We start from the raw sequence: 21,744 nt of genomic DNA, 5'->3' as shown, positions 1-21,744 counted from the left end.
TAAACCGGGCTGAGGCCCGGTTTAGCGTTTAAAGCCAATACGAAAACCACCCCAGTGCTTGCCGTTTATCATGATGGGCACTGATAAATCATGCAGGATCTCGCCGGTATCGCGTTTATAGGTTTGCAGTAGCATGGTTTCGGTATGGTTGCCACAGCGGCTGCCGGTGCGGTCACTAAAAATGCGTTTAGTACGGTTTTGCAGTAAATCTTTGTCGTAATTGCCGGTTAATGGCTGGCTGAATTTTTTGTTATGGGTAGGAAAATACCCCTTGCGATCCACCGCTCCGGCATAAAGCACATTGCTATGCCGGCTTAATACCGGCTCTTGTATTGCCGGTAAAAACTGATCAGTAAAGCTGTCATAACCGGTATGAAACTTTGGCGGATTGCTGCCGGTTATCGGCTGGTATTTCTCGGCAAACAGCGCTTCCATACTCAGGCGGCCATCGGCAACTGCCTGGCTGAACAACCGGCCAATCGCATCTGCCGCTTGCCTGGCCTCGGCCAGTATAGGGCTGAAAAAACTGTGTTCACTTAGCGTGCTCAGTTCGCGGTAAACACTTTCAGTTTCTACCGACAGTTCTATCGCCTGCTGTGCTACCGAGTTACCTTTCTGGCCAATCGTTTTCAGCGCCTGGCTGATATTTCCGATGGAGTGGGCCAGTTGTTCACTGGTATGTTCCAGATCAGTACTTACCTGTTCAATCTGGCCTAATGTTTGCGAAGAAGTGCTTATTTGCTGGTTTATATCATTAAAACCAGCAGCAACCTGCAACAGTTCTTGCTGCACCTGCTCACCGGCTTGTTGTAGCTGGCTCATCTGGCTGGCAGTATGCTGGCTTTGGTCGCGGATATCACTGAGCATAGCGGCAATATCTTTAGTAGCGGTAGCTGTTTTGCCTGCCAGCGTTCTTACTTCATCGGCTACCACGGCAAAACCACGGCCCTGCTCACCGGCACGGGCTGCTTCAATGGCTGCGTTTAGCGCCAGCAAGTTGGTTTGTTCGGCTACGGAGTTAATGACGTCAGTAATACGTTGAATATTGTCGCTGCTGCTGCGTAGCTGGGCCAGTTGCACTGCAGCGTCGCTGACAGCACTAACCAGCGCTTTAATATTGTTGACGCCGGATCCCAGCAGGTTATCGGCCTGTTGCGATGCGGCTGCCGTTTGCTGCAGCGCACTACCAATACTTTGCAGCGAGCGGGTAAGTTCGTTGCCGGTGCTGGCCAGGCGGTTACTCACGTCAGCAATTTTGCTGCTGTCATCACCGCTGTGCTGAATATCTTTAATCAGGCTATCAATATAAAACGACACTTCAGCTGCACCAATGGCCATTTTTGACGTGGCTTCGGTAATATTATCTGCGGTTTTTGCCAGTGCTTCATTATTATTGTCACTAGCCGGTTGTACTGCAGCTACCGGCCAGTAGAAAAACAGTAACAGCATGATAGCAGCCAGCGTTAATGCCAGTATGGCAGAGGAGGTAGCGGCAAAACTTATTGCCTGCACCAGCAGAACCGCAAACACCAGCAAAGCAGGTTTGGCACTTTTAAGTTGCATAAGTATCCCGTGGCACAACAAAAAATAAAACTATAGGTTATTTTCTGAGTGTTCGGAAATTCTGCCGTACTGTCAATCAGCTGCTGTGGCACCAAGACTAAAGTCTATACCCGTCATCCTTGAAGCTGCAGCGGTGTTAGCTGCGCTCGCTCACCCCAATCATATGGTATTCCTATGCTCATGGGGATTCGCTTACTTGCCGCCTACCTGCATTTTCAATGATTTTGGTATATTCTGCGTTACTCAAAGCGCAGCGCTTCAATTGGTTGCATACGGGCCGCTTTAGTCGCCGGATAATAGCCAAAAAACACCCCGATAAGGCAGGAAAACCCCAGGCTCATTACTACAACCTGCGGCTGAATTATGGCGGTAAAACCGGCAAAATGCTCTAACCCCAAACTGACAGCAACCGCCAGAGTTAAGCCAATTAACCCGCCCATGGCACAGAGCAACACTGCCTCTACCAGAAACTGCTTTAAAATAATCCTCGGCTCGGCTCCCACAGCCATACGCAGGCCAATTTCACGGGTGCGCTCGGTAACCGACACCAACATAATATTCATAATGCCAATACCTCCTACCAGCAGTGATACTGACGCTACTGCAGCCAGCAGGCCATTAAATATCTGCATCGTTTGCGAGCGGGTTTCTACCATTTCAGCCAGGTTACGAATGCTAAAACCGCTCTGGTTGTCGCTAATGCGCAAACGCTGGCGCAGCAGGCTGTCAAGTTGCTGCTCAACTATGCTCATATCGCGCTCATCTGTTACCTGCACAATAATAGACCGCACGGCTTTGGGGCTGGAGAGTGTCATGCCGGCGATGCGTTTGCGTACGGTATCCAGCGGCATAAAAATCAGGTCGTCCTGATCATTACCCTGAGTATTTTGTCCTTTGCCTTTAAGCACACCAATAACCGTAACCGGCATTTTATTTACCCGCACCGTTTGGCCAAGTGCATCTGCGGCGCCAAACAGCTCACGTTTTACCGTTTGCCCTATTACCGCCACCCGCCCGGCACTGGCCAGTTCGGTATCACTAAAGCTGCGCCCTTCGGCCAGTTCCCAGCTTTGGGCGGTATAAATTTTATTGTCGACACCGTGAATTTCCGGTGCCCAGTTCAGGTTGCCATAAATCAGCTGGCCACTGGCTCGCAGGGTAGGAGTGGCAACATTAACTTCCGGAATTTGCTGTTCTATGGCCTGTGCATCCATTTCTGTCAGGCCCTGGCTGCTGCCGCTGGCTTCGCGTGCACCGCCCATAAATCGGCCGCGGGCAAATACCACAAATACATTGCCGCCCAGGCTTTTTATTTGTTGGTCAACGTCATAGCGGGCGCCAGCCCCTAATGCCAGCATAATAATGACTGCGGCTACGCCGATAATTATCCCCAGCATGGTAAGAATGCTGCGCAGCAGGTTTACCCGTAGCGCCACCCAGGCTACCTGCAGTAAGGTCAGGCTGTTCATACCGCAACCTCCTTTATCCGTTGCTGGCGCAGTATTGCCAGTTCAGCTGCTGCGCTGTGCGGTATTGAGCTGCGATCAGATATCAGGTTGCCGTCTTTAAATAACAGCTGGCGGTTGGCAAAAGCGGCAATATCACTTTCGTGGGTTACCAGCACTATAGTTTTGCCTTGCTGGTGTAGTTGTTGTAATAGCTGCATTACTTCTAACCCGGTTTCTGTATCCAGCGCGCCGGTGGGTTCGTCGGCTAAAATCAGCGCCGGATCATTTACCAGTGCCCTGGCAATAGCAACCCGTTGTTGTTGGCCGCCGGACAATTGCGAGGGCTGATGATCCAGCCGGTCGCCCAACCCAACCAGTTGCAGGCAAGCTTGTGCCCGAGCCCTTGCTTCATCACGTGGTGTGTTGTTGTACAGCAATGGCAGTAGCACATTGTCCAGCGCACTGGTACGTGGCAGCAAATTAAACTGCTGAAATACAAAGCCAATATACTTATTACGCACTTTTGCCAGCGCGGCGGCTGAAAGTTGGGTTAAGGCTTCGCCCTGCAATAGGATCTGGCCCCGGCTGGGAGCATCGAGGCAACCAATCATATTCATAAAGGTTGATTTGCCCGAACCGGAAGGGCCCATCACGGCAACAAAGTCACCTTCGGCAATACGGATGCTGATATCTTTTAACGCCCGTAAATGCTGGCCCCCCATCTGGTAATGTTTTTCCAGCGCTTTGGTTTCAACAACAGTGTGGCTCATATCAGTCGGCCCTTACTGCACGTACAATTATCTTGTCGTTTTCGCTAATGTCGCCGCCCAGCAGTTCTGAGTATTCATCATTAGCTAAACCAATACGTATATTCACCGGTTCTGGCTGACCAGCTGTGTTTAAGCGCCATACCTGGGCTCGGGTGCCGGCTTCTGCATTTGGCGCCCTGTTGCGGCGCTGCTCGTTTAACTGCATATATTGCTGGTACTGTTGCTCTGTCAGCACCAGTTGCAGTGCATTTTGCAGTTTTTGCCGCTGTTGCGTCATTGCCTGGCGCGGGTCTGCCATTGGGTTGTCGGCATTCTGGCTGCGGCTTTGCTGCATGGCTTTACCAAATTCGGCATACACTTGTTTTACCTTAGCAGCCGTGTCGGCATTAAGGTTTAGCTGCTTAATTAAATTAGTGGCCATATCTGGCTGGCTTTGCGTTTCGGCTGTTACACCAACGGGTTTAAAACGTAAAGCCGCATTTGGTATGCGCAGTACATCCTGCTTTGCGCCACGTACAATATTCATATTGGCTGTCATACCCGGCAGCAATAACTGCTGCTGGTTCGGGGCATTAATAATAACTTTGTATGTCACCACGTTGTTGGTATTGATAGCTGCTTTACGTACCTGGGCGACTTCACCGGAAAAACGCCGCTCCGGATAGGCATCAACCTGAAAGCGCACCAACTGGCCATGCTGCACTTTGCCTATGTCGGCCTCATCTACGTCGGCTTCAATCTGCATACGGGATAAATCCTGCGCTATGGTAAACAGCGTAGGGGCCGACAAACTGGCTGCCACTGTCTGGCCGGTATCTACCTGACGGTCTATTACTGTGCCGTTAACCGGCGAGCGGATAGTTGTGCGGTCTAAATCAAGCTGGGCTTGTTCTAATTGGGCATTACGTTGCAGCAGCTGTGCCTCAGCGCTTTGAATTTGCGCCTGTGCCAGCACTATTTGCGCTTGTGCTGTTTCAAACGCGGCTCTGGCATCATCCAGCTCACTTTGGTTGCTCAGCTTTTGTTGCATCAGCTGTTGCTGGCGGGTATAAGCCCGTTCGGTACGGGCCAGCTCGGTGTTAGATTTGGTCAGCGTGGCTTTTTGCTGTGCCAGGCTGGCCTGTGCCATTACTACATCGGCCTCTGCCTGGCGCAATTTGGCCACATAAGTTCTGTCGTCCAGTTTAGCAATAGCCTGGCCCTGGGTGACATCGTCGTTAAAGTCGACATATAACTCGGTAATAAGCCCTGACACTTCAGTACCCACTTCCACTGTAACAACTGCCTTGGTGGTACCGGCGGTGTTTACCACGCTTTCAACATCACCACGGGCAGGGCTTTGGGTTTGATATTGTATCTGTTGCTGCTGGGGGCCGGTGTTAAGCCAAAAACCGGCAGCGACTAATGCTACCACGAAAGCTGAAATCCAATAACGCACTGCTTTTACTCCATAAAACTGTATGCGTTTACTATATCAGCCTCCACTGCTAAGCAATGTCAGGGCAGGGTAAAGGTTGTGTAAAGGCAAAAAGTTTAACCCCGTTTTATTGGCTCAAACGTCTAATCGTTAATACCGCTAATAAGGAGCTGATATGCAAACTTTGCTTTCTCAACACACCGTAAAAATCGCTTCTGCCGGCTTATCGGCACTAACGATTACTTTTTTACTGTTTGCTGCTATGCAGCAACTGATCAAAACGGACGGCATAAAACCACAGGTATCACCTGTGTACCTGCCGATTGAGCTTTTTAACCCGCCGCCAGAGTCTGATGTAATAAAAAATAAAGTATTACCACCGATGCCAGAGCTAAAGCCACGTGATTTACCTAAAGTAGAGCCGACGGTGGACACGTTAACAAACCTTACCCCTGGCTTTGATCCAATAGACAGAATAAATATTCCCCGTAGCAGTGGCCCGGATACCATGATGCAAAGTGGTGAGCGCTCTGCTACGCCATTGGTCAGGGTTGAACCACGTTATCCGACAGAAGCGGCGCGCGATGGTATTTCAGGCTGGGTACGGCTGAGTTTTACCATAGATGAAACCGGTGCCGTTACTGACGTAGCTGTGCTTGCAGCTGAGCCGGCAACCCTATTTAACCGCGAAGCGGTAAGGGCACTGCGGCGCTGGAAGTATCAGCCGCAACTGGTTGATGGTAAAGCGGTAAAACAACAGAATATGCAGGTTCAGCTCGATTTCAGTTTACAGAACGACTAGGCTGAAATTACAGGGTAAGCACAAGGAGCAGTTCAATGGCATTATCCTTCTTTGTTAGTGGCTGGTTTGGCAGTGATAGCAGTGCAGAGCAACTGTTCGCGTTGTACCGTGACACAGGCAGCCCTGCGTATCTGGAGAAACTGATTGCGTTGCATGGCAATGAGTTATACCACTTTTTGGCGCAGCAATCGGACAAAGCGCTGGCAGAAGATATTAGCCAGCAATGCTGGCTTAAACTTATTGAGCAACCTTACAGCTTTGCTGGCACAAGCAGCTTTAAAACCTGGTTGTTTAGTGTGGGACGTAATTGCCTGATTGATGAGTTACGCCGCCGTAAGCGCTGGCAGACAGATATGCCTGAAACCGGGCTTGCTGCCAGTACCTGCCTGGCACAGCAGTTAGATGCCAACAGGCGGCAATTATTGTTTAGTGAGCAATTACAATTACTGCCGTTTTTACAGCGAGAAGCGTTAATGCTGCAACTGGAAGGTTTTTCATTACAGCAGATCAGCGATATTACCCGGCAGCCAGCTGAAACCATAAAAAGTCGTTTACGTTATGCCAGACAGTTTTTACAGCAACTGGCCGGAGGCTCAGATGACAACGCCTGAACATTTTGAACAAAAGCTGCAACAGCAGTACCAGCATGATAAAGCCTGCCATGTGCTGCCGCAGCGGGTTGGTCGTGAAATAGTTCGTCGCGCCAGGTCAGTAAAACGCCATAACGGTATGGGGTTGTGGCGTAATACTCAGTTGGCAATGAGCTGTGCCTTGTTGCTGTTGATGGGATACTTATTGCAACCGGCAGATAAAAAAGAGCCATTGTATTATCAGGTAGTGGTAACGCAGGGCGAGCATTATAAAGAGGTACAGCAACACCTGTTATCACCGCAAACTGAGTATATGGCACTTTCGCAGCAGGTCGATCCATCTGTGGTTTATCAACAATACACTGCAGCCCAACAGCGTAGCACGGCCTTTCATTATCATACCGGCTTATTACGTCAACAAGAAGAACAGTGGCAAATCACCGTATGTGACGATCTGCTACTGACTATAGATCGACAGTTATTAAGCCAATTAAACCTGCAACAGCATAAACTTAGCGACTTTGCTCAGCAGCAGTGGGTTGAGTTTGTCAGCAATAGTGCCGGTAGGTTGGTTGCCATTAAACCGGTTAGCAGTGGCTTGTATTGTTCTGACAGCTGAAGAAGCAATTTTCAATACAAAAAGAATTACACTGTTTATACAAAGATCCCGTAGTATTAGCTGATAACGTTCTGTTACAGCTTGAGGTGAAATATGTTCAGAAATAGTTTGTTGGCTATAGCGGGTTGTGGCTTGTTGTGTGCCTGGGCCGAAGCGGCACCGCAGCAGGCAAGAATTATTCTGACATTAGAACCAGAGCTGAGCGCCAGTAGTTTTGAACCGCAATTGCTGTCGGTACAAGGCGTAACAAAAAGCAAATCGCAGCCATTGCGCCATTATCAACATCTGCCGCAACTGGCGGTTGCCACTTTAGCCAGCGGTGCTGACGTTGATAAAGCCTTAGCACAATACCAGAATATGCCCGGTGTTAAAGCGGCAGAGCTGGATCATAAAGTCAGTAAAGCTGCTATTCCTAACGACCCACGGTTTGCTCAGCAGTGGCATCTTGGCGCGGGTAAAGGCATTAATGCCATTGCTGCCTGGGATCAAACTACCGGTGACGATGAGCTGGTGGTTGCCGTTATCGATACCGGAGTGGATTACCTGCACCCCGATTTAGCCGCGAATATCTGGCAAAACCCCGGCGAAACTGCTGGCGATGGTATAGATAACGACAATAACGGCTATATCGATGATATTCGCGGTATAAACCCGGCTGATGGCAATGTTGACCCCATGGATGAAGACGGCCATGGTACCGTTATTGCCGGTATTATTGCAGCCACTACCAATAACAATACCGGTGTAGCAGGTATTAACTGGAACGTAAAAATTCTGCCGTGCCGTTTTATGGATGTAAATGGTGATGGTTTTATCAGTGATGCTATAGAGTGCCTGGATTACGTGCTGGATTTAAAGCTGAACCACAACATTAATATTGTGGCCAGCAACAATTCCTGGGGGGCGGCTATTAACTCTCCGGCGCTATACAATGCCATAGCAGCACACAATGATGCCGGTATTTTGTTTGTTGCCAGTGCCGGCAATGAAAACAGCCAGGCGAAGTTTTATCCGGCAGCCTTTGATTTACCCAATATTATCAGTGTTACGGCCCATGACGAACAAGGTAATAAAGCCGACTTCGCTAATTATGGCCGTGACTGGGTAAGTTTATCCGCCCCCGGTGTCGAGATTGTTTCTACTAATCTGAATAACGGTTATGCCAGTGCGTCAGGTACCTCTATGGCGGCACCTATGGTTGCGGGCGTAGCAGCATTGGCAAAAGCTGCCGAACCGGCACTAACAATGCAGCAATTGCGCGGCCGCTTGCTGGTGTCCGGCCAGGCGGCAACCGATCCGCTGCTGGCAGAACAAACCATTAACGGTAATTTATTGCTGGCCAGCGGCAACAGCCAGAATGGTGTATTGGGTTGTGTTAATGCTCAGCGTCAGCGGCGTATGTTGCCGGTAACAGATGTGGTATACCTTGCTGCAAATACTGCCATTGATTTAAAAGTGCTGAGTATTAACTGCGATGGCAATGGTGTGCCTGTTAGCGTCACGCAGGGCGGCAACAGCATAACTCTGGCAGATAATGGCTTAGCACCCGACATTAATAGTGGTGATGGCGTATATAGCGCACGCTGGACATTTGATGGTAACAATACCAGCCTGGTATTTCCTGATGGCACTGTCGAGGTGCGGTTGCGTAATAACGACTACTGCAGCATAAATAATGTTAGTGAAATTCCGTTAGCTGAATGCACTGCGCTGACTGATTTATATTACGATACCGCAGGGCAAAACTGGAATAACCAAACAAACTGGCTGCAAAATAACACGCCATGTAACTGGTTCGGGGTAAGTTGCAGTGCCGGGCATGTTGTTTCTGTAACACTAGACGATAACCGTCTGATGGGCTTAATCCCGTCCAGCATTGCCGGTTTAACTGAGCTACAACAACTGGATCTGAGTTTTAATACTCTGCAAGGCAACCTGCAGTTAGCACTGACTCAACTTAGCAAGCTGCAAAAGCTGATTTTATGGCGCAACGCCATTGAAGGCGCTATACCTGCCCAGTTGAGTACTTTGCCTGCATTGCAGATCCTGGATCTGTCAGAAAACCGCTTTACCGGCAGTATTCCTGCGGCCTTGGGCAACCTTACAACGCTACAGGCATTGTACCTGGACAGTAATTTGTTAAGCGGTAGTGTGCCTTCTGCACTGGGGCAACTTAGCCAGCTAAGAGCGCTGTGGTTAAGCGATAACACCCTGAGCGGTACCTTGCCTCAGAGCTTTACAGCACTGACGCAGATGCAGGATTTCCGCTTTGAAAATACTGATCTGTGCCCGCCAACTGATCCGCAATTTACAAGCTGGTTGCAGCAAATAGACACAGTGGTTGTCAATACTGATTGTGGCACCAGCAATACTGCCCCGGTAGTGTCCGCAGGTACGGGGCAGCAGGTAAGCAGTGGTGCTACAGTACAATTACGGGCTACCGCCACAGATAGTGATGCTGACAACCTAACTTACCAGTGGCAGCAACTTGGCGGGCCACAGGTAAGCCTGAGTAACGCTACCGCATTAAATACCAGCTTTACTGCGCCAACGGTAACAACGCAAACGCATTTACTGTTTCGTTTTACCGCCAATGATGGCACTGTTAGCAGCAGTGCTGAAGTCATTATTACCGTGAACCCGGCAAGTTCAGGTGGTGGCACCGATAACGGCGGTGGCTCAGGTGGCGGAAGCTTTGGTGTTGTTTGGTTGCTACTACTGGCAATGATCTACCGTTATCGGCTTGGCAAGGCAGAATAAAGCTCCTACAATGCCCGCCAGCATTTAACAGGCGGGCTTAATGGAAAGCAGAAAAGGGGTTACAGTGCGGCAGTATTTTCTGGCAATAGCTTGTTTGTTTAGCAGCTCTGTTATGGCAGAGCTTGAGTTTGGGCCTCTGGTAGCAGACTTTGACGAGTACTTTGCCGCTAACCTTAACGAACAAAAAATTCCCGGTGGCGCTTATGCCATAGTGCACGGTAATAAAATTATTGCCACGGCCGGTTTTGGTGTACGCCAGCTTGGCAGCAAAGAACCGGTAGATCCGTACACGGTGTTTCGTATTGCCTCAGTGTCAAAAACCTTTGCTGCTGGTCTGGCCAGCATAGTGGCATCACAAGGCCATTTCAGCTGGGACGACAACGTTACCCGTTATTTGCCGGAGTTTAGTTTTAAAAGCCCACGTTACAATAAGCAGTTAAAAGTTGAACATTTATTGTCACAAAGCACCGGTGTTATGGCTAACGCCTATGACAACCTGATTGAAGCCGATTTGTTGCCTGAGCGTATCCTGCCGCAGTTCAGTAAAATTGATCCTCTTTGCCCTCCCGGCCAGTGCTATGGCTACCAAAATGTGCTGTTTAGCTTGATTGAGCCGATCATGCAGCAAACCACCGGTAAAACCTATGCTGAGCTAATGCAGGAGCATATTTTTACCCCGCTGCAACTGCCAACAGCCTCTGTCGGGCTGGACGGTTTTTTCAGCACAGAAAACCGTGCTATGCCGCATGTGCGCGCCAGAGGTAGCTGGCACAGCACCAAAGTAGCAGAAAGCTATTACCGTTTTGGCCCTGCTGCTGGCGTTAATGCCAGTGCGGTAGACTTAGGCTACTGGTTAATTGCCCAACTGGGGCATAACCCTGCGGTATTGTCAGACAGCCTGCTGGAGAAAATTACTGCCAAGCGGGTAAAAACTCGGCGTGATTTAAGGCGCAAAGAATGGCGGCGCTACCTGACCGATGCCCATTATGCACTGGGCTGGCGCGTGTATCAGTTTGGCCAGGACGAACTTATTTATCACGGTGGCTGGGTAAAAGGTTATCGCGCTGAAATTGCCTATTCGCGTGAGCATCAGTTGGGGTTGGTTATGCTGATTAATGCTGAATCTAATGTAATGAATGAAATGGGCACTTATTTTTGGTCTGGTATGTTAACGGCTATTCATCAGCAAGAACGTGAAGCACAGCAAGCGGCGGCGCAAACAGAGCTGTAAGCCTTAGTAAAGCCAGATCAGCAAACTGTGATCTGGCGGTAAGTGCTTAAGGCCGTGTGGCAATCACTTCAATTTCTACCAGCATACCGTCAGCCACTAAACCGGCAATTTGCAACGCAGAGCGGGCTGGCAGGTTAGGTTGTTGCTCAGTACCAAAGAACCGGGTGTAACCTTGCATAAAGCCGCTAAAATCCATTTTGCCGTCAAGCGCCGGATCGCCTACCAGAAACACTGTCATTTTTACCACATCGCCCATCCCAAGGCCTTTATCTTTCAGGCTGGCCTCAATCTGGCTTAATACGCTAACGGTTTGCTGTTCAGTATTGCCCCAGTAAGCCGCACTGTTTTTTTCTGCTTTAGGATTAAGCGGTGCCGGTACTTTACCGCTTTCATACACCACGGTTTTACCTGCCGGCACTTCTACTGCCGCGGCAATAGGAAAAGTGCTGTTATTTGGCAGAGGGTAACGTTTAATGTCGGCAGCAACGCTACTGTGGCTAATGGCTAATAATGCAGCAGCAAAACAAAAACTTAGTTTCATCGGGTTGTCCTTACTAACGGTTGGGTAGGGGGTAAACTGTCAATATAGGCCACCACATCAGCTATGGCCTGATCATTTGCTAAACTTTGGGCAAACTGGCGCATTATCTGGCCGTAGTTATCGTCGCCTTGGTTACCACGCCAGCCATTTTTAAAGGCACGGAGTTGCTGTACCAGATACCAGTTATGCTGGCCTGCCAGCGGCGGTGCATGCAGTTGTGCGTTGCCTTCACCGTTAGCGCCATGGCAAGCCTGACATTGCTGATATAACTGCCGGCCGTGTTGTATATCTGCTGTAGTATTAACACTGATAGATACATGCACCGGCGCCCGGTGGCGGATAAAAGCTATAGCCTGGTCAATTTCAGCATCATTCATGCTGTTTGCAACGGCTTGCATTTCTTTACCGTGGCTGTCATTTGCGTCGCTGCCACGCCAGTTGTTACGAAAAGCAATAAACTGCTGGCGCAGATACCAGTCGGGTAACATAGTCAGGTTAGGGGCTTTAATGGCGGCGTTACCCTGCGCCGCTGAGCCATGGCATACCAGGCAGTACTGTGCATCGGGTTGTTTTGAATCTGCCTGAACGGCGCTGCTAAGCAATATAAACACCAGCCATATTTTATTCATGCCCGGGCTCCTGTGCGTAGTGTCTCACGCCGCTCAATATCGGCCAGCACATGCCAGGCCGAGCGCACTGCACCTTCCTGCCAGCCAGGGTGCATACTGAGTTGATCGCCAATCAGATAGTGGTTTCCGGCCGGAGCCTGCAGCAATTCAAAGCCGGTTTTTTGTAACTCTTCTGTCCACACCGCACCACAACCGAGCATATGGTTCATCCGTTGCCAGCAAACACTGACGCCGTTTTCAATATATTGGCCGTAATTGGCGTGCACTTTAGTACCCTGGGCAATAGCAGTGGCAAGGCGTTGCTGATGCGTCATCGCAGCAAAGCGATCTGAAATCTGCGGCTCCCAGCTGTACGCGCCCAGTAAAATACCCTTGGCTTTAAAAGCATCATGGTGCGGATACCATATCTGGGTAATATCTTGCTTAGTCCAGCTAATGCCGCTGTAAATATCTTCCTGCTCCCAAAAACGTTGTTTGGCTTGCAGGCCAATTTTAGTCAGTTTGCCGCGGCCCAACTGACGCATTATGGCTACATAATCAGCCGGTAAATTGTTTTCTATGCCGCTAACCAATTGTGCCGGTATGCAGTTAAGACAATAATCGGCCCGTTCGGTATAGCTTTCTCCCTGCTTCAGGTAGGTTACAGCAACGCCTTGTGGTAACAGCTGAATATTGCTGACCTGGCAATGCAGTTGCACCGGCGTGGTTAGCTGGCGTAAAAAGGCTTTTACAATGCTATCCATGCCTCCGTTTGGTGTCATCAGGGCAGGAGCCTGATCGGCAATTTCAGCAAAATGCATAGCGCCGGTGCAAAAGTCGCTACGCAGCAGATCTGGCAGTGATCTTGGTTGTTTTAGTATCGCCGGGCTGGTAACCCCACCGGCAGCATAACCGGCGCGGTCAGTACCGCGATAAGTTAAATCTGCATCCAGATCACCATAAGCCCGGGCAAACTGAATAAACTTATCTAAGTCTTGCTCATTAAAGGGTTGGTCCAGAGTGCTGTCAGCAGTGGCCGATTTAGCCAGTAACTCACCGACAAAGCCGCGCATATCTGCTTCATATTCACGTATTCGCACCGGCTGGCCGTTAAACGCTGCATCATCCTGGGTATAACAGTTTTTGTTGTGGTTACTAAACAACTGTAACTCTACGCCAAGCGTGCGGCAGTAATGCAAAATACCGGTATGGTGCGCAGGAATACGCGCTGCTCCGGCGTTAAAATACAGGTTTGGCGCATCGTCAAACGGGCAAATTTGTGGAGTACCCAACTCGTTGATAAAATCGCCGTGGCGCAGTGTCAGTACTCTGCCACCAACCCGGTGCGATGCTTCCAGAATTTTACAACTATAGCCAGCCCGTTCCAGCTCATAGGCTGCGGTAAGGCCGCTGATGCCTGCACCGAGGATCAGCACTTTACGGTTTTTACCCTGCAGCGGTTTTAACGCTACCGGGCTTGCATTTACCGGTATATTAGTCAGGCCAAAAATACCGGCGGCCCCCAGTATTGCCGAACTGCTGCCAGCCTTTGCCAGCAAGCCCAGACACTGGCGCCGTGTAAGTGGGGTTTTAAAGTAGTGTGTCATCGCTGGTTTATCCTGCAGGCAAGCTGCACTAAGTCAGTAAAGCGTTGGCCAATACCAGCTTAGTGCAGTAACGGTACTTTGCTGCAGTGTCTGTTAAACATCAGACACTGCATTGGTTATGACATCAAAACGTATACACAGCCCGCAAGTAGTACATACCGCCGTTAAAACCATAAGGTGTGGTAGTTGGGTACTTAGCACCGGCTATACCACCGTATGGGTTTTCATCCGGGTATTTGTTAAAGGCATTTTGCGCGCCCAGTACCAGCTCCAGCGAGGGCAGTACTTTATAACCCAGTTCCAGGTCAATGGTAACGGCTGAACCTTCGTCGATCCCCAGCTCGCCATCATCCAGGTGTGCTTCCCAGAATGAACCGTAGTAGTTTAGCCGGGCCAGCCCGCGCCAGCTGTTTTCTTCGTGGGTAAATGACAGGCTGCCACGGGTGTTTGGCAGGTTATCTTCCAGTTGCCGTACCTTAGTGTCATTTACGTTAGTGGTTAACGGGTCGAGGGTAACTTTGGTGTCATTCCAGTTAAATACCAGGTTGAGCTTACTGCGGCCACGGCCTAAATCCAGATCCTGACTTATCACTAAATCAACCCCCTGCGTGCGGGTGTCAAAGTCATTGGTAAAGAATAAAATGCTGGAATAACTGGTTGCGTCAGCTACGCCCATTGCCAGCAATGCGGCAATATCGTCTTCATCCAGGGTTAGTGGCGAGGTTTGGCTTAAACGGTCAGTCACTTTAATATTGTAGTAATCCAGCGACACGTGCGTGGTGCCGAAATTCATCACCGTACCAACCGAGAAGTTTTCAGATTCTTCCGGCTTTAACGGTTTACCGCCTTTTTGAATTGATATCGGGTTATCCGGTGGTAAAGTGGCCTGATCCTCCAGCCCGTTTGGGCCAAAGGCGGTGGTTACGTTAATAACTTTACTCTGGCCAATGGTAGGGGCACGAAAGCCGGTGCCAGCAGCAGCACGCAGCGAAATGTTGCTTGTAAGGTTGTAAAGTGCAGACACTTTCCAGTTGGTGGTATTACCAAAGTCGGTAAAGTCTTCGTAGCGCAGGGCCGCATTTAACATTAAGTCATCAATTACCCAGGCAGAGGCATCGGTATAAAACGACAGGTTACGGCGGGTAAATACTCCGGCAGCTTCCGGTTTAAAACCCGGAAAACCATTAGAGCCGATACCAAAACCCTGGCTGGCCAGTGGGCCAACGGTAAAAGAAGCAACGTCACCCGCTTTTACTTCAAAGATATCTTCACGCCATTCAACGCCACCGGCCAGTATTAACGGCTCAGCCAGTCCGGCGTCAAACTCGCGGAACATATCCAGGTTCAGGCCAATTTCAGTTTGCACATAAGTGCCAGGGTCAAATTCTGTCGGGGTGTCCGGCCCCATTGACGGGTTAATGGTGTTTTTGATACTGAAATCTGCCTGGCTGCGGCCATAGGTGGCACTTATATCAAACATAATATCGTTGATCCACTCGCCCTTTACGCCGCCGGCAATCGAGGCATCGTATACAGTGCCTCCAAAGCGCGGGGTAAAGCCTCCGGGCAGCATTTCGGTAAAGGCCCAGCAATTGGCATCTGCGGTTATAGCTGCCAGATCAGATGCAATCGGAATACCATTAGCATCCAGGCGCAGCGCCGGGCAGCTTATACCATCATCCGGCGTTAAGTCGCCAACCAGTACCGTATCATAATTTACGCCATCTACGGTTACCGGTGAGCCGGCATAAACACCGCTGCGGTTAGTCGGGTTGCGATAGTAAAAGCCGCCCTCAACTTCGCGCTTGGCATAGTTACCAAAAGCGTAGGCTTGTTTATCTTTACTTACCTCCAGTTCAATGTTGGCAAACAGTTTTAAGTCGTCTTTAATTTGTGGCGAACCCCAAATTTGCGCCGGATCGGCCACTGCAGTATTGCCCGCCGCAATTAAACCGGCAGCATCATCGCGCTGGACGCTGCGGCTTGTCGCATCAGCGGTGCGGTATTCAAAACTAAAGTTAGCCGAGCCTTTATCGGTAAAGGGCAGGCCAATATTACCGGCAAACTGATCACTGGCGCCGCCGTCATAATACTCGCCCCATTTGGCTTCCAGCATGCCGCCTTCACTGGCGTTTTTCAGCTGAAAGTTTAGTACGCCGGCAATGGCGTCAGAGCCATATTGTGCTGCGGCGCCATCACGCAATACCTCTACCTGGCGAATAGCAATGGCCGGGATCACCGAAATATCCGGTCCTTGGGCACCATCAGAAATGCCGCCGCCTAAAAAGGCAATAACGGCAGCCCGGTGCCGCCGTTTGCCATTTACCAATACCAGTGTTTGATCCGGCCCTAAACCACGCAGGTTAGCCGGGCGGATCAGTGTAGCTGCATCACTGATTGGCTGGGCATTAATATTAAAACTGGGCACCATAGTGCTTAACAGGTTAAGCATGTCTGAGTTGCCCTGGTTGGTAAATTCTTCACCACCGATAATATCGATAGGTACCGGCGACTCTCCGACAGAGCGTGGCGCTGATCTTGAGCCTACTACCGCAATTTTCTCTACTGCTTCGCCGCTTTGCTCAGCTGCTGCTTCTGCCCATGCTTGCGGCTGAACCAGCATTGTCATTGCGATTGAACCAAAAAGCGCAATTTTAATGCCTAGTGCTACAGAATTTTTCTTATAGTTCATCTTTGTTCCCACCTTAGTTATTTTTTATTTAAAAATGATTATTATCAAAGTGTTAAAAGACAAAAACGCTACATTGTTTTGCGCTTCGGTAGCAATAATGCAAAGATTGTGCGCAAAATTTCTACGCATCTGTTTTGGGATTGGTTAAGGGAGGCATAACAGGCTGATTGAAAATGACGTATGTTAACGAAGTTAACCAGAGTGCAGGTGCCAGAAGGCATACCGGTAAGTCAGCCGTTAACAAGTGAATAGGCGTGCTTGAGTGAAAAAATTTACAGTGGCGTATTACAACAAGGATTTAACGCTAAAAAGCAGCACAATATCACCCCATAACGGGGCAATCTGCGCTCAGATGGTGCGACCAGTGTTTTGCATCAAATTGGTGCTTTTTGATACACATCCAGCAGAAAATCGATACTTATTACCGGAAGGCTGGCAGCAAACTGTTGCTTTTGCTCAACGCTGAATTTCCATGCCAGCGGTACCATTTGTACCAGAGCCAGCACATCGGCAGGGTGCTTAAATGTGAGGTTGTACTGCAAACGCTGGCGTTTAACATGAGTAAAGCCACTAAGGCTGTCGATGCTGTCGCTATGTAACCGTACCTGCTCGTACACTGCTTGTTTTATCTGCAGCAAATGCTCTGGCCCCGGTGTTACAGTAATTAAATGGCCGCCGCTTGTTATCAGCCGTGTTAACTCTTCAGCTTTAGACGGTGCGTAAATACGCACTACGGCATCAAAAAAATTTGCTGCAAAAGGTAACTGGTAAGCACTAGCTACGCTGAAATTGATATCGCTACCGCCAGCTTTGGCTGCAAATTTAATCGCGCTTTTGGAGATATCAACCCCATATACTGTGGCGTCGGGTGCTGCCTGTTTTAACTGCGTGGTGTAGTAGCCCTCGCCGCAGCCTAAATCCAGCACGCATTTTGGTGCTAACTCTGCCAGAGCCTGGCTTACCGCCTGTGCCAGTGGCGCATACCAGCCAGCCTGCAAAAAAGCGCGCCGTGCCAGCATCATCTCTTTGTTGTCACCCGGATCTTTAGAGTTTTTTTGCTGTACCGGCAACAGGTTAACATAGCCCTCCCGGGCAATATCAAAGCTGTGGCGGTTGGCACATTGGTACTGCTTATTGCTAAGCATCAACGGGGTTTGGCAAAGCGGGCACAGGTACATAGCGACATCTGGCTGGGAAAAAGGCCGCTAGTTTAGCAGCACAGCAGTGTTTTCGCCAAAGCCTTGCTATAATGGCGGCATTGTTTAAGTAGCATTGTGTTGGTGATAACACTCCAGCACGATAAAGCTGGCCGGTTAGAACCTGCTGCGCACAGCCAAAGAGTGTCTGAGCGAACGCGCAAGCGTGAGCGAGTTGCTTTGGCGAGCACAGCAGCGTTGTAACGCAAGGCCTGCGACAAAACTGATTTTTATACCGGAGCACCAATGCAAGATTTGGAATTATGGACGCTGGACGAGCTATGTGACCATGCGTTTGATATCTTTGAAGAACTGGCGTCAGAAAACCTGTCGGCAGAAGATTATGCGCTTTATCAGCAGCACTACGAAAGCCGCGGCTATGCCGATTTGGCTATTCCCGGTGAAGACTGGGTAGAAATAATGATGCAGGACCTGGAGCCAGAGCTGCACTACGAAGCACAAATTGGCTTAACCGGCGAAAACGGCGAGCCAGATATGGTGCTGGCGCGCATACTGCTTAGCCGCGAAAAACATGAATCTTTATGTCATGCGCAGTGGCGCGGCCAGTAGTATACAAAGAGTGGCAGGCCAGTAAGCTAGCTTAATACGACGCAAATAGAAAGGGCCGGCATGCCGGCCCTTTTGCATTAATGCACGCCGTGCATGCGTTTTTTCAGCCATGGGCTGATGCACAGCATAAACACACCAATACCAAGACCAACATACAGCAAAAAGCTGAATAGCTCAGTGTAACCTGCCAGTGCGGCACTTACTTCAACGGTTTCACCGGCCGGTACTTCAATTGCCGCCAGTTTTGCCAATTGGGTGGCTAATAACTCAGAGTAAGCTGTAGCCAGGAACCAGGCACCCATCATTACACCAACCACTTTATGTACTGCCAGCTTGGTTACTGCTGATAAACCCACCGGTGATAAACACAGCTCGCCCATAGTGTGTAACATATAGGCCAGTACCATCCAGCCTGCACCAACCAGGCCTGCTTCGTTAGGAAACTGCGCACCCAGTACCAGAGCACCAAAACCTAAACCGGCCTGAATAATACCCAGCGCAAATTTAACCGGAGTGCTTGGCTCCATATTGCGTTTGGCCAGGAAAATCCACAACCAGGCAAAAAACGGTGCCAGCGTAATAATAAACATCGGGTTCAATGCGCCGTACTGGCCTGCAGTGGTTTCAAAACCAAATACATTGCGGTCCATTACCCGGTCGGCATATAAGGTCATTGACGATGCCGATTGCTCAAACAATGCCCAGAACACCACCGTTGAAATGGTCAGCACAATTAACACCATCATCCGGTCACGCTCTTCTTTGGTACATTGCGTTACCATAAACCAGATAATGCCTACCAGTACTACAAAAGATAACCCCAGTAAGGTGTTATGCACCACCGGGTTATACTGCACCAACTGCCACACTACAAACAGCGCAGGCAGGGTAGCCAGATAAATCAGCCATTCACGGTTAATACCGGCAAATACTTTTTCTTTTAACAGGGCAGGGTTGGCAGGTTCTGCATAGCCGTACAGGTATTTCTGGCCGCCTAAAAACACAATTAAACCCAATACCATGCCAATACCGGCCAAACCAAAGCCATAGCCCCAGCCATAGCTTTCACCTATATAGGTAACGAGCAAGGTGGCAATAAAAGAGCCGGTATTAATACCCATGTAAAAAATAGTAAAGCCTGAGTCGCGCCGGGCATCTTCCTTACCGTACAACTGGCCCACTATGGTAGAAATATTCGGCTTTAAAAAGCCCACACCCATAATGATCAGCGCCAGCGAGAAATAAAATACCTGTATGGCACCGGTATCCTGCACTACCACGCCGTTTTCTACATAAGCCTGAAAACCCTCGTAGGCCAGGCCCAAGTGGCCCAGACAAAGCAAAATTGCACCAAAGGTAACGGCTTTACGCATACCCAGGTAGCGGTCTGCCAGCATACCGCCGATAACCGGCATAGCGTAAACCAGGCCGGCATAGCTGCCCAATACATCAAGGCCACCGGCGTCGCTGAATAAATGGTACTTTGTTAAATACAATAACAGCAGGTATTTCATACCGTAGAAGGAGAAGCGTTCCCACATTTCGGTGAGAAAGCACACATAAAGCCCGACCGGATGGCCGAGAAATTGCGGCTGGTTGGCATGTGCCGCCGCAACAGTGCTTGATTCAGTCATGGAGTCCCCAGAGTTTTATTAGAATTATCTACCTTTTGCCATTTAGCACAAAGCTCAGCGGATTATGCAGATGTGCAGCAATCTTGTCATCACCCGCCACAGTGTTAACAGATAAAAACCGTAAAATTACCGGTGTATGCAGGTCAGGCCGGTTGCTGGCCAAACAGCTGCTGGCGAATTCTGGCAAAATCTTTACGGCATACGGCAAAGATTAACGGCCGGGTAATAGCCGGATAGGCAACCAACAGCAATACAATATAAGCGATAATTTCCCAGCCACTGGCTCTGGCAATCAGTAAAAATAATGGGATCAAAATCAGCAGTTTAATAATATTCAGCGTAATTTTGGTGGGTACCGGTAGGCCATCAGCCGCTTTGCGGATCACCTCCATGCGCTGGGCAAAGGTTAAACCGGCTAATTCAGGTATTTTCTGGCTATTCAGATATAACATCAATGGTTCCTCATATTACCGGCGCTAGTTTAGCGGTTCTGACTATCGCTTTAAAAGCGCTTTTGGTAAGCTTTACGCCAATACAGCAATAAGGATCTTTGATGATTAAAGTTCTCAGCGTCTTTGGTACCCGCCCCGAGGCTATCAAAATGGCTCCACTGGTTAATCTGTTAAAACAGCAAACGGATATTGACAGCCGTGTATGTGTTACCGGCCAACACCGTGAAATGCTGGATCAGGTGCTGCAGTTATTTGATATCAAACCTGAATATGACCTGGCCATTATGAAAGCCGGCCAGGATTTATACGACGTAACCACCAGCATACTGTTAAACATTAAGCCGGTGCTGCGTGATTTTAAGCCCGATGTAGTATTAGTACACGGCGATACCAGCACCACGTTCGCCGCAGCGTTGGCCTGTTATTATGAAAAAACCGCCGTAGGCCATGTTGAAGCCGGCTTGCGCACAGGCAATATATACAGCCCATGGCCGGAAGAAGCTAACCGCAAACTAACCGGTGCTATTACCCGTTTTCACTTTGCACCTACCGCTACCTCACAGCAAAATCTGCTAAACGAGCAGGTTAATCCGGCACATATTGTCGTTACCGGTAATACCGTTATCGATGCGCTGCTGCAGGTAGTAGCTAAAATAGAAGATGACGCCGTACTAAGCCAAGGCTTTGCTGATCAATTCCCTTATGGCCAGGATGGCAGACGGTTAATTCTGGTTACCGGCCACCGGCGTGAAAGTTTTGGTGCCGGTTTCGAGCATATCTGCGGTGCATTAAAGCAAATTGCTCAGCAGTTCCCTGATTGCGATATCGTGTACCCGGTGCATTTAAACCCTAATGTGCGTGAACCGGTATTCCGTTTATTGTCCAACGCATCCAATGTGCACTTAATTGAACCGCAAGATTATCTGCCATTTGTTTACCTGATGAGCCGCAGCACCCTGGTACTCACCGACTCGGGCGGTATTCAGGAAGAAGCGCCATCACTGGGTAAACCAGTGCTGGTTATGCGCGACACCACCGAGCGGCCTGAAGCAGTAGAAGCCGGTACCGTAAAACTGGTCGGTACTGATCAGGCAAAAATTATTGCTGAAGTAAGCAAATTGCTTACTGATAAGGCATACTATGACAGCATGAGTTTTGCCCATAACCCCTATGGTGATGGTAAAGCCTGTCAGCGTATTATTGATGCAATCAGAAAAGATGTCAGCGCACTGAGTTAATCAACA

General features: G+C 49.5%; 18 protein-coding genes. 7 read left to right on the top strand and 11 right to left on the bottom strand.

From position 1 onward, the window contains the following. Positions 1–21: 21 nt before the first annotated feature. The 4 genes from M2404_RS15870 to M2404_RS15855 all read right to left on the bottom strand — a co-directional run bounded on the left by M2404_RS15870 (position 22) and on the right by M2404_RS15855 (position 5,219). Entirely contained in the window at positions 22–1,563 is a 1,542-nt protein-coding gene (locus tag M2404_RS15870) for a methyl-accepting chemotaxis protein (RefSeq protein WP_259240744.1), read from the bottom strand. A gap of 239 nt (positions 1,564–1,802) precedes the next feature. Then, positions 1,803–3,032, bottom strand: coding sequence for an ABC transporter permease (locus M2404_RS15865; RefSeq protein WP_259240743.1), 1,230 nt, complete (start codon positions 3,030–3,032; stop codon positions 1,803–1,805). Beyond that, positions 3,029–3,781, bottom strand: coding sequence for an ABC transporter ATP-binding protein (locus tag M2404_RS15860; protein WP_259240742.1), 753 nt, complete (start codon positions 3,779–3,781; stop codon positions 3,029–3,031). Before M2404_RS15860 ends, M2404_RS15865 begins: the two co-directional genes overlap by 4 nt. Position 3,782: 1 nt before the next feature. Next, positions 3,783–5,219 carry an efflux RND transporter periplasmic adaptor subunit gene (locus M2404_RS15855; protein ID WP_259240741.1) on the bottom strand — a complete coding sequence of 479 codons (1,437 nt, stop codon included), beginning with the start codon at positions 5,217–5,219 and terminating at the stop codon, positions 3,783–3,785. Between the two features lie 154 nt (positions 5,220–5,373). On the opposite strand from M2404_RS15855, the gene M2404_RS15850 reads away from it, so the two are divergent. From M2404_RS15850 to M2404_RS15830, 5 genes are all read left to right on the top strand, one after another. Further along, positions 5,374–6,000, top strand: coding sequence for an energy transducer TonB (locus M2404_RS15850; RefSeq protein ID WP_259240740.1), 627 nt, complete (start codon positions 5,374–5,376; stop codon positions 5,998–6,000). Between the two features lie 35 nt (positions 6,001–6,035). After that, positions 6,036–6,611 (top strand): RNA polymerase sigma factor, encoded by a 576-nt coding sequence (locus M2404_RS15845; protein ID WP_259240739.1) that lies wholly within the window; start codon positions 6,036–6,038, stop codon positions 6,609–6,611. After that, positions 6,598–7,209, top strand: coding sequence for a hypothetical protein (locus M2404_RS15840; protein WP_259240738.1), 612 nt, complete (start codon positions 6,598–6,600; stop codon positions 7,207–7,209). Before M2404_RS15845 ends, M2404_RS15840 begins: the two co-directional genes overlap by 14 nt. A 93-nt stretch (positions 7,210–7,302) precedes the next feature. Next, positions 7,303–9,969, top strand: coding sequence for a S8 family serine peptidase (locus M2404_RS15835; RefSeq protein ID WP_259240737.1), 2,667 nt, complete (start codon positions 7,303–7,305; stop codon positions 9,967–9,969). A 40-nt stretch (positions 9,970–10,009) separates the two neighbouring features. Next, complete coding sequence (locus tag M2404_RS15830; RefSeq protein WP_259240736.1) at positions 10,010–11,200, top strand: serine hydrolase domain-containing protein; 1,191 nt, start codon at positions 10,010–10,012, stop codon at positions 11,198–11,200. A 46-nt stretch (positions 11,201–11,246) separates the two neighbouring features. On the opposite strand, the gene M2404_RS15825 is transcribed toward M2404_RS15830, so the two are convergent. The 5 genes from M2404_RS15825 to rlmA all read right to left on the bottom strand — a co-directional run bounded on the left by M2404_RS15825 (position 11,247) and on the right by rlmA (position 17,826). Beyond that, positions 11,247–11,741 (bottom strand): RidA family protein, encoded by a 495-nt coding sequence (locus M2404_RS15825; RefSeq protein WP_259240735.1) that lies wholly within the window; start codon positions 11,739–11,741, stop codon positions 11,247–11,249. Next, positions 11,738–12,370, bottom strand: a complete 633-nt coding sequence (locus M2404_RS15820; RefSeq protein ID WP_259240734.1) for a c-type cytochrome — start codon at positions 12,368–12,370, stop codon at positions 11,738–11,740. Before M2404_RS15820 ends, M2404_RS15825 begins: the two co-directional genes overlap by 4 nt. Continuing rightward, the gene (locus M2404_RS15815) at positions 12,367–13,956 is read right to left on the bottom strand and encodes a flavin monoamine oxidase family protein (protein WP_259240733.1); all 1,590 of its coding nucleotides are present in this window, start codon (positions 13,954–13,956) and stop codon (positions 12,367–12,369) included. Before M2404_RS15815 ends, M2404_RS15820 begins: the two co-directional genes overlap by 4 nt. A gap of 124 nt (positions 13,957–14,080) precedes the next feature. Next, on the bottom strand, positions 14,081–16,648 hold the full coding sequence (locus M2404_RS15810) for a TonB-dependent receptor plug domain-containing protein (protein ID WP_259240732.1): 2,568 nt from the start codon (positions 16,646–16,648) through the stop codon (positions 14,081–14,083). 374 nt (positions 16,649–17,022) lie between these two features. Beyond that, entirely contained in the window at positions 17,023–17,826 is an 804-nt protein-coding gene (gene rlmA / locus M2404_RS15805) for a 23S rRNA (guanine(745)-N(1))-methyltransferase (protein WP_259240731.1), read from the bottom strand. A 264-nt stretch (positions 17,827–18,090) separates the two neighbouring features. Here rlmA and M2404_RS15800 point away from each other — a divergent pair, with 264 nt between their 5' ends. Further along, positions 18,091–18,414, top strand: a complete 324-nt coding sequence (locus M2404_RS15800; protein ID WP_215397949.1) for a DUF440 family protein — start codon at positions 18,091–18,093, stop codon at positions 18,412–18,414. A gap of 77 nt (positions 18,415–18,491) precedes the next feature. Here M2404_RS15800 and M2404_RS15795 read toward each other — a convergent pair whose 3' ends face one another. Beyond that, positions 18,492–20,048 (bottom strand): peptide MFS transporter, encoded by a 1,557-nt coding sequence (locus M2404_RS15795; protein WP_259240729.1) that lies wholly within the window; start codon positions 20,046–20,048, stop codon positions 18,492–18,494. Between the two features lie 143 nt (positions 20,049–20,191). Continuing rightward, positions 20,192–20,500: a DUF6170 family protein gene (locus M2404_RS15790; RefSeq protein ID WP_259240728.1), complete on the bottom strand. Its 309-nt coding sequence runs from the start codon at positions 20,498–20,500 to the stop codon at positions 20,192–20,194. A gap of 101 nt (positions 20,501–20,601) precedes the next feature. Here M2404_RS15790 and wecB point away from each other — a divergent pair, with 101 nt between their 5' ends. Then, positions 20,602–21,738, top strand: coding sequence for a non-hydrolyzing UDP-N-acetylglucosamine 2-epimerase (gene wecB / locus M2404_RS15785; RefSeq protein ID WP_259240727.1), 1,137 nt, complete (start codon positions 20,602–20,604; stop codon positions 21,736–21,738). Positions 21,739–21,744: the final 6 nt, after the last annotated feature.

Source organism: Rheinheimera pacifica, from assembly GCF_024809855.1.
In the GTDB taxonomy this organism is placed as follows: Bacteria; Pseudomonadota; Gammaproteobacteria; order Enterobacterales; family Alteromonadaceae; genus Alishewanella; species Alishewanella pacifica_A.
Note: the sequence above shows the minus strand (reverse complement) of the source record. Positions and strands in the feature narration are given on the sequence as shown.

Bases quoted from the DNA above. Each gene is read 5' to 3' on its own strand.
- M2404_RS15850 (WP_259240740.1), top strand. From the start codon at position 5,374: ATGCAAACTTTGCTTTCTCAACACACCGTAAAAATCGCTTCTGCCGGC.
- wecB (WP_259240727.1), top strand. From the start codon at position 20,602: ATGATTAAAGTTCTCAGCGTCTTTGGTACCCGCCCCGAGGCTATCAAA.
- M2404_RS15860 (WP_259240742.1), bottom strand. From the start codon at position 3,781: ATGAGCCACACTGTTGTTGAAACCAAAGCGCTGGAAAAACATTACCAG.
- M2404_RS15790 (WP_259240728.1), bottom strand. From the start codon at position 20,500: ATGTTATATCTGAATAGCCAGAAAATACCTGAATTAGCCGGTTTAACC.
- M2404_RS15870 (WP_259240744.1), bottom strand. From the start codon at position 1,563: ATGCAACTTAAAAGTGCCAAACCTGCTTTGCTGGTGTTTGCGGTTCTG.
- M2404_RS15815 (WP_259240733.1), bottom strand. From the start codon at position 13,956: ATGACACACTACTTTAAAACCCCACTTACACGGCGCCAGTGTCTGGGC.
- rlmA (WP_259240731.1), bottom strand. From the start codon at position 17,826: ATGTACCTGTGCCCGCTTTGCCAAACCCCGTTGATGCTTAGCAATAAG.
- M2404_RS15840 (WP_259240738.1), top strand. From the start codon at position 6,598: ATGACAACGCCTGAACATTTTGAACAAAAGCTGCAACAGCAGTACCAG.
- M2404_RS15825 (WP_259240735.1), bottom strand. From the start codon at position 11,741: ATGAAACTAAGTTTTTGTTTTGCTGCTGCATTATTAGCCATTAGCCAC.
- M2404_RS15800 (WP_215397949.1), top strand. From the start codon at position 18,091: ATGCAAGATTTGGAATTATGGACGCTGGACGAGCTATGTGACCATGCG.
- M2404_RS15835 (WP_259240737.1), top strand. From the start codon at position 7,303: ATGTTCAGAAATAGTTTGTTGGCTATAGCGGGTTGTGGCTTGTTGTGT.
- M2404_RS15810 (WP_259240732.1), bottom strand. From the start codon at position 16,648: ATGAACTATAAGAAAAATTCTGTAGCACTAGGCATTAAAATTGCGCTT.
- M2404_RS15820 (WP_259240734.1), bottom strand. From the start codon at position 12,370: ATGAATAAAATATGGCTGGTGTTTATATTGCTTAGCAGCGCCGTTCAG.
- M2404_RS15795 (WP_259240729.1), bottom strand. From the start codon at position 20,048: ATGACTGAATCAAGCACTGTTGCGGCGGCACATGCCAACCAGCCGCAA.
- M2404_RS15865 (WP_259240743.1), bottom strand. From the start codon at position 3,032: ATGAACAGCCTGACCTTACTGCAGGTAGCCTGGGTGGCGCTACGGGTA.
- M2404_RS15830 (WP_259240736.1), top strand. From the start codon at position 10,010: ATGGAAAGCAGAAAAGGGGTTACAGTGCGGCAGTATTTTCTGGCAATA.
- M2404_RS15845 (WP_259240739.1), top strand. From the start codon at position 6,036: ATGGCATTATCCTTCTTTGTTAGTGGCTGGTTTGGCAGTGATAGCAGT.